At 69.0% G+C, this 13,798-nt stretch carries 13 protein-coding genes; 9 read left to right on the top strand and 4 right to left on the bottom strand.

Annotated elements, in window-relative coordinates; translation table 11 throughout:
- Positions 1–39: 39 nt before the first annotated feature.
- The 4 genes from ASG72_RS19515 to ASG72_RS20470 all read left to right on the top strand — a co-directional run bounded on the left by ASG72_RS19515 (position 40) and on the right by ASG72_RS20470 (position 4,656).
- On the top strand, positions 40–1,011 hold the full coding sequence (locus ASG72_RS19515; protein ID WP_056716586.1) for a hypothetical protein: 972 nt from the start codon (positions 40–42) through the stop codon (positions 1,009–1,011).
- Positions 1,012–1,066: 55 nt separating this feature from the next.
- On the top strand, positions 1,067–2,083 hold the full coding sequence (locus ASG72_RS19510; RefSeq protein WP_056716224.1) for a peptidoglycan -binding protein: 1,017 nt from the start codon (positions 1,067–1,069) through the stop codon (positions 2,081–2,083).
- A gap of 1 nt (position 2,084) precedes the next feature.
- Positions 2,085–2,384 (top strand): c-type cytochrome, encoded by a 300-nt coding sequence (locus ASG72_RS19505; RefSeq protein WP_056716221.1) that lies wholly within the window; start codon positions 2,085–2,087, stop codon positions 2,382–2,384.
- Between the two features lie 169 nt (positions 2,385–2,553).
- A complete protein-coding gene (locus ASG72_RS20470; RefSeq protein ID WP_082540500.1) occupies positions 2,554–4,656 on the top strand; it encodes a bifunctional diguanylate cyclase/phosphodiesterase in 2,103 nt (700 codons plus the stop codon).
- 6 nt (positions 4,657–4,662) lie between these two features.
- Here the strand turns inward: ASG72_RS20470 and ASG72_RS19495 are convergent, their stop codons facing one another.
- Positions 4,663–6,390 (bottom strand): ABC transporter transmembrane domain-containing protein, encoded by a 1,728-nt coding sequence (locus tag ASG72_RS19495; protein ID WP_244488889.1) that lies wholly within the window; start codon positions 6,388–6,390, stop codon positions 4,663–4,665.
- A 196-nt stretch (positions 6,391–6,586) separates the two neighbouring features.
- On the opposite strand from ASG72_RS19495, the gene rpmE reads away from it, so the two are divergent.
- Positions 6,587–6,820 (top strand): 50S ribosomal protein L31, encoded by a 234-nt coding sequence (gene rpmE, locus ASG72_RS19490; protein ID WP_056716216.1) that lies wholly within the window; start codon positions 6,587–6,589, stop codon positions 6,818–6,820.
- A 107-nt stretch (positions 6,821–6,927) separates the two neighbouring features.
- Here the strand turns inward: rpmE and ASG72_RS19485 are convergent, their stop codons facing one another.
- Complete coding sequence (locus ASG72_RS19485; RefSeq protein ID WP_244488881.1) at positions 6,928–7,458, bottom strand: DUF1465 family protein; 531 nt, start codon at positions 7,456–7,458, stop codon at positions 6,928–6,930.
- Between the two features lie 363 nt (positions 7,459–7,821).
- Positions 7,822–8,022 (bottom strand): DUF1192 domain-containing protein, encoded by a 201-nt coding sequence (locus ASG72_RS19480; RefSeq protein ID WP_056716213.1) that lies wholly within the window; start codon positions 8,020–8,022, stop codon positions 7,822–7,824.
- Between the two features lie 75 nt (positions 8,023–8,097).
- Here ASG72_RS19480 and ASG72_RS19475 point away from each other — a divergent pair, with 75 nt between their 5' ends.
- The 3 genes from ASG72_RS19475 to ASG72_RS19465 all read left to right on the top strand — a co-directional run bounded on the left by ASG72_RS19475 (position 8,098) and on the right by ASG72_RS19465 (position 10,794).
- On the top strand, positions 8,098–9,117 hold the full coding sequence (locus tag ASG72_RS19475) for an NAD(P)H-quinone oxidoreductase (protein ID WP_056716209.1): 1,020 nt from the start codon (positions 8,098–8,100) through the stop codon (positions 9,115–9,117).
- 206 nt (positions 9,118–9,323) lie between these two features.
- Complete coding sequence (locus ASG72_RS19470) at positions 9,324–9,866, top strand: DUF2087 domain-containing protein (RefSeq protein WP_056716206.1); 543 nt, start codon at positions 9,324–9,326, stop codon at positions 9,864–9,866.
- 199 nt (positions 9,867–10,065) lie between these two features.
- Positions 10,066–10,794, top strand: a complete 729-nt coding sequence (locus ASG72_RS19465) for a cell cycle transcriptional regulator TrcR (protein ID WP_056716203.1) — start codon at positions 10,066–10,068, stop codon at positions 10,792–10,794.
- Positions 10,795–10,901: 107 nt separating this feature from the next.
- Here the strand turns inward: ASG72_RS19465 and ASG72_RS19460 are convergent, their stop codons facing one another.
- The gene (locus tag ASG72_RS19460) at positions 10,902–12,812 is read right to left on the bottom strand and encodes a propionyl-CoA synthetase (RefSeq protein WP_056716197.1); all 1,911 of its coding nucleotides are present in this window, start codon (positions 12,810–12,812) and stop codon (positions 10,902–10,904) included.
- 176 nt (positions 12,813–12,988) lie between these two features.
- On the opposite strand from ASG72_RS19460, the gene ASG72_RS19455 reads away from it, so the two are divergent.
- Complete coding sequence (locus ASG72_RS19455) at positions 12,989–13,753, top strand: sulfite exporter TauE/SafE family protein (protein WP_056716193.1); 765 nt, start codon at positions 12,989–12,991, stop codon at positions 13,751–13,753.
- Positions 13,754–13,798 lie beyond the last annotated feature (45 nt).

The raw sequence follows: 13,798 nt of genomic DNA, 5'->3' as shown, positions 1-13,798 counted from the left end.
ACTGAGGATTTGGCGGCCGAGCGGGACACGGCCGCGGCGATGCGGGGGGAGACCCGCTTTTCCAGGCCGCTCCGCTACGTCATCCGTGCCCTGCTGTTCCTGGCCCTGATCGGCTTCCTCGGCTTCATCCTGCAGGGCGGCCTCGTCACCGCCTTCATGACCAATCCCGGGCTCAACGGCCTGATCCTCGGCTCGCTCCTCGTCGGCATGCTGATCGCGCTGCGCGAACTCTGGCGCATCCATAGCGAGGCGCGCGCCGCGACCAGGCTCGCCGCCGACCCCGGCCGTGCCGAGATCGAACGCCAGCAGGTCATCGCGCCGCTCGGCGGGGTGCTGCAGGCGCTGGACGATCACAGCCTCGCGCCCGCCCAGGCCGCGACCGTGCTGGAATCGATCGCGGTACGCCTCGACGACGGCCGCGAGGTGCTGCGCTATCTCGGCGGGCTGCTCGTCTTCCTCGGCCTGCTCGGCACCTTCTGGGGCCTGCTCGACACCGTCTCCTCCGTCGGCAACGTCATCAAATCGCTGCGCACGGGCGCCGAGGCCGGCGTGCTCTTCGACGAGCTGAAGGCCGGCCTCGCCGCGCCGCTGGCCGGCATGGGCCTGTCCTTCTCCTCCTCGCTGTTCGGCATCGCGGGCTCGCTCATCCTCGGCTTCCTCGACCTGCAGGTCGGCCAGGCCCAGCGCCGCTTCCGCAACGAGGTCGAGACCTGGCTGAGCAGCCGCACCAATGCCGCCGGCCCGGCGATGCCGGCCATGGCCGGAGGCACCGGCCCCGCTCTGGCCGATCGCTTCGACCGGCTCAGCGCGGCCATGGCCGAGGGCGGCGCCAACAACCGCGCGGCCACCCAGGCGCTCGCCAACCTCGCCGAGGGCATCCAGGGCCTAGTCCAGCACATGCGCTCCGAGCAGCAGCTGATCCGCGACTGGGTCGAGGCGCAGGCCGCCCGGGAGAAGGATCTCAAGCGGCTGATCGAGCGTCTCACCGCCGACCATGTCACCGAGCCGTGATCATGCGCCATCATCCGGGCGCGATCGCCGGCCGTCCTGCAGGAGCTGACTGAGCATGGCCCTCTCCCGCGCCCATCGCCGCGACGAGGTCAATTTCTGGCCGGGATTCGTCGACGCGCTCTCGACGATGCTGATCGGCATCGTCTTCCTGCTCTCGGTCTTCGTGCTCGGGCAATTCTTCCTCTCGCAGGAGCTGACCGGCAAGGACACCGCGCTGGAGCGGCTGAACCGGCAGATCTCCGAGCTGACCGACCTGCTGGCGCTGGAGCGCTCGGCCAATCGCGAGGCGCAGGAGAACCTGGCGCTGCTGCAATCGACCCTGACGCGCGAGCAGAGCCAGCGCAGCCGGGCGGAGGGGCTGTTGCAGGCGCAGGCGAGCAACGGCCCGGCCCAGCTGGCGGAAACCCAGAAGGCTCTCGAGGCGGAGAAGCAGCTCTCCGCACGCGCCCAGGCCACGGTCGACATGGTCAACCAGCAGATCGTCGCGATGCGCCGCCAGCTGGCCGCGCTCGAAGAGGCGCTGAGCGCCTCGGAGGCGAAGGACCGCGACCAGCAGGCGCGCATCGCCGAGCTCGGCTCCCGCCTCAACGTGGCGCTAGCGCAGCGCGTGCAGGAGCTGGCCCGCTACCGCTCCGACTTTTTCGGCCGGCTGCGCCAGGTGCTCGGGACACGGCCGGACATCCGCGTCGTCGGCGACCGCTTCGTCTTCCAGTCGGAGGTGTTCTTCGATGTCGGCCAGGCCGTGCTCAAGCCCGATGGCCGCAGCGAGCTGGACAAGCTCGCGACCATCCTGATCGATCTCGCCGGCGAGATGCCCCCGGACATCCCCTGGATCCTGCGCGTCGACGGCCATACCGACAACCGCCCGATCCGCTCGGCCCAGTTCCCGTCGAACTGGCACCTGTCGGCGGCGCGCGCCATCGCCGTGGTGGAGTATCTCGTCACGCGCGGCCTGCCGAGCGACAGGATCGGCGCCACCGGCTTCGGCGAATACCAGCCGCTCGACGTCGCCAACACCGATGAAGCCTATCGCCGCAACCGCCGCATCGAGTTCAAGATCACGGAGCGCTGAGATGATCCGCTCCGTTGCCGGCGCTCTGGCTCTGCTCGCCCTCTGCTGCATGGCGGTGCCGGCGGGCGCACGGCCGGTCTCGGTCGGCGAATGCGCCGCCTGCCATGGCGAGGACGGGATCGCCAGGGATGTAGAGGTGCCGCATCTGGCGGGGCAGAACGAGCGCTATCTCTACAACCAGATGCTGGCCTTCCGCAGTGGCAAGCGACCGCACAAGGAGATGCGGGTGATGTCGCGGCAGATGACCAATGAGGAGATGGCGGCGCTGGCCGCCTATTACGCCGCGCTGCCGCCGCGCTGAATGAGCCCGGCGGACCTGCCGCAGGATAAGCTTTGCTTAACGGTGCGCGCTTAGCGTCACTTTGTGTAGCTAAATGTCCAGTTGGCATAGCCAAACTGGTCGAGCCACGCACGCCTTTGACCCGCTCCGCCCGTCCCTCCTGCCCCGCTGACGAGCTCAAGCCGCGACGATGACGCAAGCGCGCGACGCCGACCTGACCTCCCTGCTGGACCTCGTCCGCAGCAGCCTCGGCGTCTCGGCTGCGCTCCTCCTGCTCGCGGACGGGACTTCCTTCGCCTCGCGCCGATCGGCCTCGGACGAAGCCGGTCTGCGCGCCCATGCCGCCGATCCCGCGTCCGCCCCGGTGCCAGGCGGCCTGCAGACCGCCATGGCGCCCCTGGAGAGCGGCAGCGGCATCGTCTGGATCGGGCGGCGCGGCCCGCAACCCTTCGCCGCTGCGGCTCTGGAGGCGCTGCGCTCCTTCGCCGGCCTGATGGATTCGGCGCTGCTGCGCCATGAGGAGGCCACCCGGCTCGCCGCGAATCTCCTGCGGACGAAGGATGAGCTGGTCCGCAAACAGGCCGAGATCGAGCAGAACCGGCGGATCTTCGAGCGTGCCTCGACAGCCGCCCGCATCGGCGTCTGGGAATGCGATCTGACCCGCGGCAACCGGCTGCGCTGGACCGACGCCGTCTACGATCTCTTCGACTTGCCCCGCCAGTCGCCGGTGGAGCGGGACGACATCCTCAAGCTCTACGATCCCGCCTCCCGCCTCGCCATCGCCACCCATCGCGAGCGCGCCATCCGCGACGGCACCGGCTTCAGCATCGATGTGCATTTCGTCACCGCCCTCGGCAATGATCGCTGGATCCGCCTGACCGGCGAAGTCGAGACCGAGAACGGCGTGCCGGTGCGCTTCTTCGGCATGAAACAGGACATCACCGAGGAAAAGGCGCTGTGGGACCAGACCCGCTACCTCGCCGAGAGCGATGTGATGACCGGCCTGGCCAATCGCAGCCTGTTCCAGGCGACCCTCTCGGTCATCGGCGCGAAGAATGGCGGCCGCGGCGCGGTCGGCGCGCTGCTGCTCGTCGATCTCGACGGGTTCAAGCAGGTCAACGACACCTTCGGCCACGCGCTGGGCGATGAATGCCTGCGCCAGATCGCGCTGCGGCTGCGCGATGTCTGCCGGACGGCGATCCTGGTCGCGCGCGTCGGCGGCGATGAATTCGCCGTGCTGATGGACGACGCCACGGGGCCGGACCAGGCGAGGCTCCTGGCGCTGGCGATCCTCCAGGCGCTGAGCCCGCCGGTGCTCTGGGGCGAATACTCCTTCCGGATCGGCGCCTCGATCGGCATCGCCATCCCCGATGCGAGCCGACAGGACAATCCGAGCGAGCTCTTCACCCAGGCCGATATCGCCCTCTATGCGGCCAAGGCCGGCGGCAAGAACACGTTCCGCATCTTCGATCCGCAGATGAAGCGCGATTGCGACCAGCGCTTCGAGACGGTGCGCAACATCGCCCGCGCCCTCGGCGCCGACGAGCTCGCTCTGTTCTATCAGCCGAAGCTGCGGCTCGACGATGGCAGCCATGCCGGCTTCGAGGCGCTGCTGCGCTGGTGCAAGCCCTGCGGCGAGGTGGTCACGGCCGGCGCCTTCCAATCCGCCTTCGACGATCCCGAACTCTCGGCCCGCATCGGCCGCTTCGTAGTGGAGCAGGCCGTCCAGCGGGCGGCGCATTGGCACCGGCTGGGGCTCGATTTCGGCCATATCGCGATCAATCTCAGCACCGCCCAGCTGCTCGACCCGAGCTTCGGCGACGTGCTGATCGCCCGCATGGCGGAGCTCGGACTGGCGCCCCACATGATCGAGGTCGAGGTCACGGAGAACGTCTTTCTCGACAAGGAACAGGGCCCGGTCCAGCGCATTCTCGAGCGGCTGAAAGACTCAGGGGTTCGCGTCGCGCTCGATGATTTCGGCACCGGCCACGCCTCGCTGGTGCATCTGCGCAGCTACCCCATCGACATCATCAAGATCGACCGCTCCTTCGTGCGGCACTTCCTGCATTCGGTCCAGGATCGCGCGATTCTGGAGACGATCCTGCGGCTCGGCGCCAGCCTCGGCATGGACATCGTCGCCGAAGGCATCGAGACCGTGCCGCAATTCGAGACGCTGCGCGCCCTCGGCTGCAAGCTCGGCCAGGGCTTCCTGTTCTCGCAGGCGGTGCCGCCGGACGCGGCCGCCGCGTTGCTCAAGCCGATCGGCTTCGCGCCGCTGAGACAGGCCGTCTAGCCGCGATCAGGCCGCCTCCAGCGCGAATTGCAGCGCCGCCAGCCTTGCATAGAGGCCGCCCTTGGCCTTGAGCTCGGCATGCGTACCTTCCTCCACCACCCGTCCATCCTCCATCACCAGGATGCGGTCCGCCGAGAGGATGGTCGCCAGCCTGTGCGCCACCACCAGCGTGGTGCGCCCTCGCATCAGCCGGTCGAGCGCATCCTGCACCGCCCGCTCGCTCTCGGAATCGAGCGCGCTCGTCGCCTCGTCCAGCAGCAGGATCGGCGCATCCTTCAGCACCGCGCGGGCGATCGCCAGGCGCTGCCGCTGCCCGCCGGACAGCGTCACGCCCCTCTCCCCGACGATCGTGTCGTAGCCCTGCGGCAGCGCCTTGATGAAGCCCTCCGCCGCCGCCAGCCTCGCCGCCTCCTCGACCTCGGCCAACGAGGCGCCGGGGCGGCCATAGGCGATGTTGTCCCGCACCGAGACGCCGAAGACCGTCGGCTCCTGCGGCACCAGTGCGAAGCGGGCGCGCCAGGCCTCGGGATCGACCTCCGGCCCGGCGACGCCGTCGACCAGCACCCGCCCCGCCTGCGGATCGTAGAAGCGCAGCGCGAGCTGCAGCACCGTGCTCTTGCCCGCACCGGAGGGGCCGACGATCGCGACCCGCTCGCCGGGACGGACGGCGAAGCTGAGCGAGGACAGCGCCGAGCCCGTGCGGCCGGGATAGGCGAAGCTCACCGCCTCGAAGGCCAGCTCGCCGCGCGGCGGCTCCGGCATCGGCCGCGGATGCGGCGGCGCGGCGATGGCGGGCGGCGTCGCCAGGATCTCGCCGAGACGCCCGGCCGCACCGGCCGCGGCGGAAATCTCGCTATAGACCTCCGACAGCTGGCCGAGCGAGCTGGAGGCGAGGACGGCGTAGAGGATGAACTGCGACAGCCGCCCGCCGCTCATCCGCCCCTCGAACACCTCGGTCGCGCCGGTCCACAGCACCCAGACCACGCTGGCGCTGACCAGGAAGATCGCCACGCCCGAGAGCAGCGCCCGCGACGCCGTGGCGGCGCGCGAGGCGCCATAGGCCTCGTCCGAGACCGATGCGAAGCGCTCGGCCGTCTCGCGGGAGGCGCCGAAGGATTGCATGGTCCGGATCGCGCCGACGGCTTCCGCCGCGAAGGCGGAGGCATCGGCCAGCCTGTCCTGCGCCGCCCGCGCGCGCCGGCGCACGGAGCGCCCGGACAGGACCAGCGGCACCACGATCAGCGGGATGGCGCCGATGACGATGGCCGAGAGCTGCGGGCTGGTGGCGATCATCAGCCCCAGCGCGCCGATGGTCATGATGGCGTTGCGCAGCGCGATCGAGGCCGTCGAGCCGAAGGTCGACTTGATCTGCGTGGTGTCGGCGGTCAGGCGGGAAACGAGATCGCCGGCCCGGCTGGAATCGAAGAAGGCCGGCTCGAGCCGCGTCAGATGGCGGAAGACGTCGCTGCGCAGATCGGAGACGATGCGCTCGCCCACCGTCATCACCAGATAGAAGCGCGCCGAACTGGCCAGCGCCAGCACGGCGACGACGCCGATCAGCAGCATGAAATAGCTGTTGGCGAGCTGCTGCTCGCCGCCGGAGAAGCCGACATCGATCACCCGGCGCACCGCCAGCGGCAGGGTCAGGGTCGCGCCCGAGGCGATCAGCAGCGCCAGCAGCGCCAGTGCGATCCGCCCCTTCTGCCGCGCGGCATAGGGCCAGAAGGAGCGCAAGGTGCTGAAATCCGGCCTGGTCCTGGCGGGGTTCTTGTCGGCTTCGGCCACTCTGCCTGTCCTGTCATGCTTGCGCTGTCGGCTCGGCTGCGCTATGGGCAGCGACTTCACAGACAGGCTCATACGAATTCTTCGACGGGCCGGCCAGAAACGCCTGGCGAACGACCGCGCCCACTAGAGACTTAAGGATTTCGCCATGAAGACCGGCATCCATCCCGACTACCACACCATCAAGGTCGTCATGACCAATGGCACGGAATACTTCACCCGTTCGACGCTCGGCAAGGAGGGGGACACCCTCAACCTCGACATCGACCCGTCGACGCATCCTGCCTGGACCGGTGGTTCGCAGCAGCTGCTGGACCGTGGCGGCCGTGTTTCGCGCTTCAACTCGCGCTTCGGTGCGCTCAGCGCCCTCGGCAAGAAGTGATCTGACGGCGATCGCCGCGATCGCCCATGATCCAGATCAACGCAAACGCCCGGCCTCGCGGCCGGGCGTTTCCGTTTAGCGGCGATCGGTCGCGGCCGAACCCGGCGTCAGCGCGCCAGCCCGAGCCTGGCCTGCAGGCTCGCAAGCTGATCCTGCACCGGATTGGCGGGCTCGACCGGCGCATCGGCGCCCGACATCAGCTTCTCCAGATGCCGGATCCGGTCCTGCAGGCGCAGCGAATGCGCCATCAGCTCGCGCAGCCCCTGCGGCAGCGCCTCGGCCTCCTCCGGCGCCAGACCGACCATGGCCTCGCCGACCCGCATCTTGCCGTTCTCGGCCTGGGCCTGCTCCACCGTCATTTCGCCTTCGGCGACCGCGCGTTGCACCAGCAGCCAGGAGGCGATCTGCATCAGCCGCGTCGTCAGCCGCATGCTCTCTGTGGCGTAATTCAGCGCAGCCGGCCGGGGCAGAGCCGCCGAATCCGCGCGGCCTTCGCTGTCGAGATAATTGGCGGTCTGCTCCACCAGCGCCATGCCCTCGCGGAACAGCAGCATGAAGGCGTCGGATTTGACGAAGCTGCGGGCGAAGGAGATCGCTCCCTCGCCGTCCCGCGCGTCCAGCATCAGCGCATCGTTCATTTGCACGAATCCCTCTTCGATACAGTCCCGCGCGGCCCTGGCACGCTGCGGCTTTCCGTATCGCCCTGTCGCAAGGATAGCGCCGATGCCTCGCGCCCGCGCTGGTAAGATCGCGTTAACCTTAACGGGGATACATCGATGTGGCGAAAGCACGGCGGCGGCCGGCCTGCGCGGCGATGATGCCCGGCTGTCGACCGGTCCCCGGACCAAAAAAAGAGCCGCCCGGAGGCGGCTCGAAGGTCAACAGGGAGGCGTCAAACAGAGTGGGCAGGAGCCACTCGACATCCAGACAAACTGGATGATGCGATTCATACTTTGGAATCGTTAAGGGCCGGTTAATGCCGCAGGGTCACTCGCGAACGATCAGCCGGGTTTCCTGAAAAAAGAATCGGCGGCCGAGCGCGAGGCCGCCTTGGTGGTCCGGGCCTGCTCCAATCGCCTGATCTCCTGCTGCAGCGCCTCGATCCGCAGATCGATCTCCGCCAGCGAGAGCATCGACAGGTCCTGCCCGATCTCGTGCACGCGCTGCGGTTTCGGGCGGTCTTCCTCTGGAAAGATCGACATGTCTGCCTCACATTCACCATTCGGTTGGCCGGCAGCCTAATCCCCTGAGCCGTGCGATCAAGGATGACGAGCCCCATGACGACTGCGTTCGAGACGGATCGACCCCGGAGCATCTCCGCCATCGGCTTCGACGCGCCGGGCGGCCCCGAGGTGCTGCGGCTGCAGACGCGGCCGATGCCGCAGCCGGGACCGGGCGAGCTTCTGGTCAAGGTCGCCGCCGCCGGGGTCAACCGCCCCGACGTGCTGCAGCGCATGGGCGGCTACGCCCCGCCGCCGGGCGCCTCCGACATTCCCGGCCTCGAAATCGCCGGCACGGTCGTCGCGCTGGGCGAAGGCGCGACCCGCTTCGCCCGCGGCGACACGCTGTGCGGGCTCGTCGCGGGCGGCGGCTATGCGGACTATGCGGTCGTCCATGAAAGCAACGCCCTGCCCGTCCCCGCCGGGCTGACCCTCATCGAGGCGGCGGCCATTCCCGAGACCTATTTCACCGTGTGGACCAATGTCTTCCAGCGCGGGCGCCTGCAGGCCGGCGAGAGCTTCATGGTCCATGGCGGGACGTCCGGCATCGGCACCACCGCCATCCAGCTCGCCAAGGCGTTCGGCGCGACCGTGATCGCGACCGCCGGCTCGGCCGAGAAATGCCTCGCCTGCCGCAATCTCGGCGCCGACCACGCGATCAATTACCGCGAGGAGGATTTCGTCGCGGCGGCAAAGGCGGCCACGGGCGGGCGCGGCGTCGACCTGATCCTCGACATGGTCGGCGGCGACTATATCAGCCGCAATTACGACGCCGCCGCCGAGAGCGGCCGCATCGTCCAGATCGCCTTCCTGAACGGGCCCAAGGCGGAGGTCGATTTCCGCCGCCTGATGATGAAGCGGCTGACCCATACCGGCTCGACCTTGCGCCCGCGCAGCATCGCCGAGAAGGCGGCGATCGCCGCCGAGCTGCAAACCCGGGTCTGGCCGCTGATAGCCGCGGGCCGCTGCAAGCCGGTGATGTTCAAGACCTTTCCCCTCGCCGAAGCCGCCGCCGCCCATGCGCTGATGGAGAGCAACGCGCATATCGGCAAGATCGTGCTGACGACCGGGGGCTGAGGGCGGTGCCGCGGGAGGCTTGATCGCGGGGCTGTCCACGGTCTAGAAGCGCAGCATCCAGGGTCCGCAGTTCACCCAGGCGTCACCGATCCCGCGAGGGAAGCTAAACCTGCTCATCCCCGCCTCGCCGACGACTTGTCCGGCCGAGTCGCAAGACGGTGACCCCGACACTCCCCTGCGGGAGCGGCCATCATCGAGGATGAGAGATGTCGCGAACCCCCATACCCTTCGCCGCCGACGATCTGTCGGCACTGGCCCGCTCGCTGCGCGAGGCGCTGTCCGGCCGGCTCGCACCGCCCGGCCATGTCGAGATGCTGAACCTGCTGGCCCGCGCCGCCGGCCACCGCAACTACCAGCATCTGCGCGCCCAGAGCGAGGCGCGCGAGCGGCTCGCGGCGCCGGCCGCCCCACCCGCCGCGATCGACCATCTGCGCATCCTGCGCACGGCGCGACATTTCGATGCCGAGGGCCGGCTGGAGCGCTGGCCGTCGCGGCCCTGGCAGAGAACTCTGTGCCTCTGGGTGCTGTGGTCGGCCATCCCCGCCGCCGAAACCTTCGGCGAGCGGGAGATCAGCCGCCTGCTCGACGCCAGGCTGCGCTTCGGCGATCCCGCGCTGATGCGGCGCGAGCTCGTCGACAACGGCATGGTGTTCCGCACCGATGATTGCCGGGTCTATCGCCGGATCGAACGCCGCCCGCCACCGGAGGCGCTGGCGCTGATCCGCCATCTGCAGCAGCGCGTCGGCTAGGGCCGCGGCGGAGCGCATCGCAGCCGGTGTGAGCCCGTGCTTGTCATGGACAGACGCCACGGCTTTGCCTATAAGGCCGGTCATCCTGTTCATCGTCGATGATTTGGATGGCCGGCCGGGGAGGCCGGTCTGCGCATGAGAGCCTTTGTCCGCGCCGCATCGCTGCCGGCGGCTTCGTCGAGATCCTGGAGACTGTCCCGTGTCACAACCCCCGCTGATGCCGAAGGCCACCGCGGTCTGGCTGGTCGAGAACACCTCCCTGACCTTCGAGCAGATCGCCGAATTCTGCAAACTCCATCCGCTGGAGGTGCGCGGCATCGCCGATGGCGAAGTCGCCGCCGGCATCAAGGGGCTCGATCCGATCACCTCCGGCCAGCTGACCCGCGAGGAGCTGGAGCGCGCCGCCAAGAACCCGGCCCATCACCTCAAGCTCGCCGAGCGCAAGGTCAAGGTCCCCGAGATCAAGAAGGCCAAGGGCCCGCGCTACACCCCGGTCTCCAAGCGCCAGGACCGGCCGAACGCGATCCTCTGGCTGCTGCGCAACCATCCCGAGCTGAAGGACGCGCAGATCATCCGCCTGATCGGGACGACGAAGTCGACCATCGCGCAGATCCGCGACCGCACGCATTGGAACGCCCAGACGCTGACGCCGATCGACCCCGTCAGCCTCGGCCTCTGCTCGCAGATCGACCTCGACCTCGAGGTCGGCCGCGCCGCCAAGGATCGCCCCGCCGCTCTGGCCGAGGTCGGCTCGACCCTGCTGCCGGCGGAAGAGACGACGGCCCCGGTCGCAGCCCCGGCGCTGAGCCAGACCTTCGCCGATATGAGCAAGCCCAAGCGCGAGGAAGAGGCTGCGATCGACGTCGATTCCGTCTTCGCCAAGCTGAAGCAGCTCAAGCGCCCGGTGGACGAAGACGACGAGGATTGAGCGGCGGCTCTATCCATACGCGCAGCCATCGCCGTCGGGCGATGGCCTTGCGCCTGTCATGAAACGGCGTCTTGGCGCCCGGGACCCGCAGGAGCCGCGGGTCCGGCCTAGCCGATGCCCCTGCCCCGCAGCGCCTCGCCGATCTCGCCCAGCACGCTGGCATCCTCGATCGTCGCCGGCATCGCATAATCCTCGCCATCGGCGATCTTCTTCATCGTCGCGCGCAGGATCTTGCCGGAGCGGGTCTTCGGCAGGCGGTTGACCGTCAGGGCCAGCTTGAAGGCGGCGACGGGGCCGATCTTGTCGCGCACCAGCGCCACCAGCTCCTTCTCGATCTGCGCCGGCGTCTCGCTGACGCCGTGCTTCAGCACCACGAAACCGCAGGGCTGCTCGCCCTTCAGCGCGTCCCTGATGCCGACCACGGCGCATTCCGCCACGGCCGGGTGCGACGCCAGCACCTCCTCCATCCCGCCCGTCGACAGGCGGTGGCCGGCGACATTGATGATGTCGTCGGTGCGCCCCATGATGAAGACATAGCCGTCCTCGTCGATATAGCCGGCGTCCGAGGTGTTGTAATAGCCGGGATAGGTGGCGAGGTAGCTTTCGCGAAACCGCTCATCGGCCTCCCACAAGGTCGGCAGCGCGCAGGGCGGCAGCGGCAGCTTGACCACGATCGCACCCATCGTGCCCGCCGGCACCGGCCGCCCGCCCTCGTCCAGACATTCCACCCGGTAGCCCGGCAGCGGCACGGTCGGCGAACCCGGCTTGACCGGCAGCAGCTCGAGCCCCAGCGGATTGCCGACGATGCAGCTGCCGGTCTCGGTCTGCCACCAATGGTCGATGACCGGCACCTTCAGCACCTGCTCGGCCCAGAGCAACGTGTCGGGATCGGCGCGTTCTCCGGCCAGGAACAGCGCGCGGAAGCGGGAGAGGTCGTAATCGGCGAGGTGCCGCGCCTGCGGATCCTCCTTGCGGATGGCGCGGAACGCGGTCGGGGCCGTGAACAGCGCCACCGCCTTATGCTCGGCGATCACCCGCCAGAAGGCGCCGGGATCGGGCGTGCCGACCGGCTTGCCCTCATAGAGGATGGTGGTCGCCCCCTGCAGCAGCGGCCCGTAGACGATGTAGCTGTGGCCGACCACCCAGCCGACATCGGAGGCCGTGAACATCACCTCCCCCGGCTTGACGTCGTAGAGATTCGTCATGGTCCAGAGCAGGTTGACCATATGGCCGCCATTGTCGCGCACCACGCCCTTCGGCCGGCCGGTGGTGCCGGAGGTGTAGAGCACATAGAGCGGGTCGGTGGCGGCGACCTCGACGCAATCCTCCCTGCGCCCCGCGGCCTTGGCCGCCGCGACCATGGCGCGCCAGCTCTTGTCGCGGGTGACGTGCATGGAAGCGTCGGCCTGGGGGCGCTGCAGAACCAGGCAGGCCTCCGGCTCGTGGTGCGACAGGGCGATCGCCTCGTCGAGCAGCGGCTTATAGGCGACGACGCGCGACGGCTCGATCCCGCAGGACGCGGTCAGGATCGCCCGCGGCGCGGCGTCGTCGATCCGCGTCGCCAGCTCCTTGGCCGCGAAACCGCCGAAGACGACCGAATGGATCGCGCCGATCCGGGCGCAGGCCAGCATCGCGAAGGCCGCTTCGGGGATCATCGGCATGTAGATGATGACGCGGTCCCCCTTGGCGACGCCGAGCTCGACCAGCACCGAAGCCAGCGTCGCCACCTCCTCCAGCATCTCGGCATAGCTGTAGACGGTCTTGGTGCCGGTCACGGGGCTGTCATGGATCAGCGCCGGCTGCGCGCCCCGCCCGTCCCGGACATGGCGGTCCAGCGCGTTGAAGCAGGTGTTGCAGCTGGCATCGGGGAACCAGCGGCCATAGGCGCCCTGGCTCTCGTCGAAGATCCGCTGCGGCGGCTTGATCCAGTCGACCGCCCGGGCCGCCTCGGCCCAGAAACCGAGCGGATCGGCCTGCCAGCGCGCATAGGCCTGCTCATAGGCTCCCTGTCCGGTCATCGCGCATGCCCCCTTTGCGTCTTGTGTCGCGTTTCCCATCACAGAGGCCGGCCCCTGCGTCGAGACAGACTTTCGCACATGGCCCTGTTGCGCCAGAGAGCTTTCTAGCCCGGCCCGGCAGATGCGACGGTGATCTGGCGCAATCCTCGGCGATTCACCGGACCCCTCCCCTCCCCATGCTGCTCGACCCCGCCTTCTTCGCCGCCATGGTGCCGGCCGTCATCCTGATGGGCCTGTCGAAGGGCGGTTTCTCCGGGCTCGGCCTGCTCTCCCTGCCGCTGATGGCCCAGGTGGTCTCGCCGATCACCGCGGCGGCGATCATGCTGCCGGTGCTGATGGCGCAGGATGTCGTCACCGTCTGGTCCTATCGGCGCGATTTCGACCGGCGCACCTTGGCGACGCTCCTGCCCGGCGCGGCGCTCGGCATCTTCGCCGGCTACCTCCTGGCCGCGAGGCTGGCGGATGGGGCGGTGGTGCTGGCCGTCGGCCTGATCTCGATCGCCTTCGCCATCCGCAATCTCGCCGCGCGCGGCGGGCAGGACCTCCCGCCGACCCGGTCGAATTTTCCGCTCGGCACTTTCTGGGGGGCGCTGTCGGGCTTCACCAGCATGATCGCCCATGCCGGCGGCCCGCCCTATCAGATCTACACCATGCCGCTGCGCCTGCCGCCGGCGGTCTTCGTCGGCACGGGGGCGCTGTTCTTCGCGCTGATCAACATCATCAAGGTCGTGCCCTATCTGGCGCTCGGCCAGTTCACCACCCAGAACCTCACCGCCTCCCTGGCGCTGCTGCCGGTCGCGATCCTCTCGACCATCGCCGGCGTCTGGCTGGTGCGCCGCGTGCCGGTCAAGCGCTTCTACGGCATCATCTACACGCTTCTGCTGCTGGTCGGGCTGAAGCTGACCTATGACGGGCTGACCGGGCTGCGCTGGCTGCCCTGAACCAAGGGCCGGATTGCGCCTCGCGCCAAAGCGCGCTTGGATCAG

The organism is Allobosea sp. Leaf344 (assembly GCF_001426225.1).
Classification (GTDB): domain Bacteria; phylum Pseudomonadota; class Alphaproteobacteria; order Rhizobiales; family Beijerinckiaceae; genus Allobosea.
The sequence above is the reverse complement of the archived record's forward strand: the minus strand, read 5'-3'. Positions and strand labels throughout refer to the sequence as shown.

Bases quoted from the DNA above. Each gene is read 5' to 3' on its own strand.
- ASG72_RS19515 (WP_056716586.1), top strand. From the start codon at position 40: ATGCGGGGGGAGACCCGCTTTTCCAGGCCGCTCCGCTACGTCATCCGT.
- ASG72_RS19510 (WP_056716224.1), top strand. From the start codon at position 1,067: ATGGCCCTCTCCCGCGCCCATCGCCGCGACGAGGTCAATTTCTGGCCG.
- ASG72_RS19505 (WP_056716221.1), top strand. From the start codon at position 2,085: ATGATCCGCTCCGTTGCCGGCGCTCTGGCTCTGCTCGCCCTCTGCTGC.
- ASG72_RS20470 (WP_082540500.1), top strand. From the start codon at position 2,554: ATGACGCAAGCGCGCGACGCCGACCTGACCTCCCTGCTGGACCTCGTC.
- rpmE (WP_056716216.1), top strand. From the start codon at position 6,587: ATGAAGACCGGCATCCATCCCGACTACCACACCATCAAGGTCGTCATG.
- ASG72_RS19485 (WP_244488881.1), bottom strand. From the start codon at position 7,458: ATGAACGATGCGCTGATGCTGGACGCGCGGGACGGCGAGGGAGCGATC.
- ASG72_RS19480 (WP_056716213.1), bottom strand. From the start codon at position 8,022: ATGTCGATCTTTCCAGAGGAAGACCGCCCGAAACCGCAGCGCGTGCAC.
- ASG72_RS19475 (WP_056716209.1), top strand. From the start codon at position 8,098: ATGACGACTGCGTTCGAGACGGATCGACCCCGGAGCATCTCCGCCATC.
- ASG72_RS19470 (WP_056716206.1), top strand. From the start codon at position 9,324: ATGTCGCGAACCCCCATACCCTTCGCCGCCGACGATCTGTCGGCACTG.
- ASG72_RS19460 (WP_056716197.1), bottom strand. From the start codon at position 12,812: ATGACCGGACAGGGAGCCTATGAGCAGGCCTATGCGCGCTGGCAGGCC.
- ASG72_RS19455 (WP_056716193.1), top strand. From the start codon at position 12,989: ATGCTGCTCGACCCCGCCTTCTTCGCCGCCATGGTGCCGGCCGTCATC.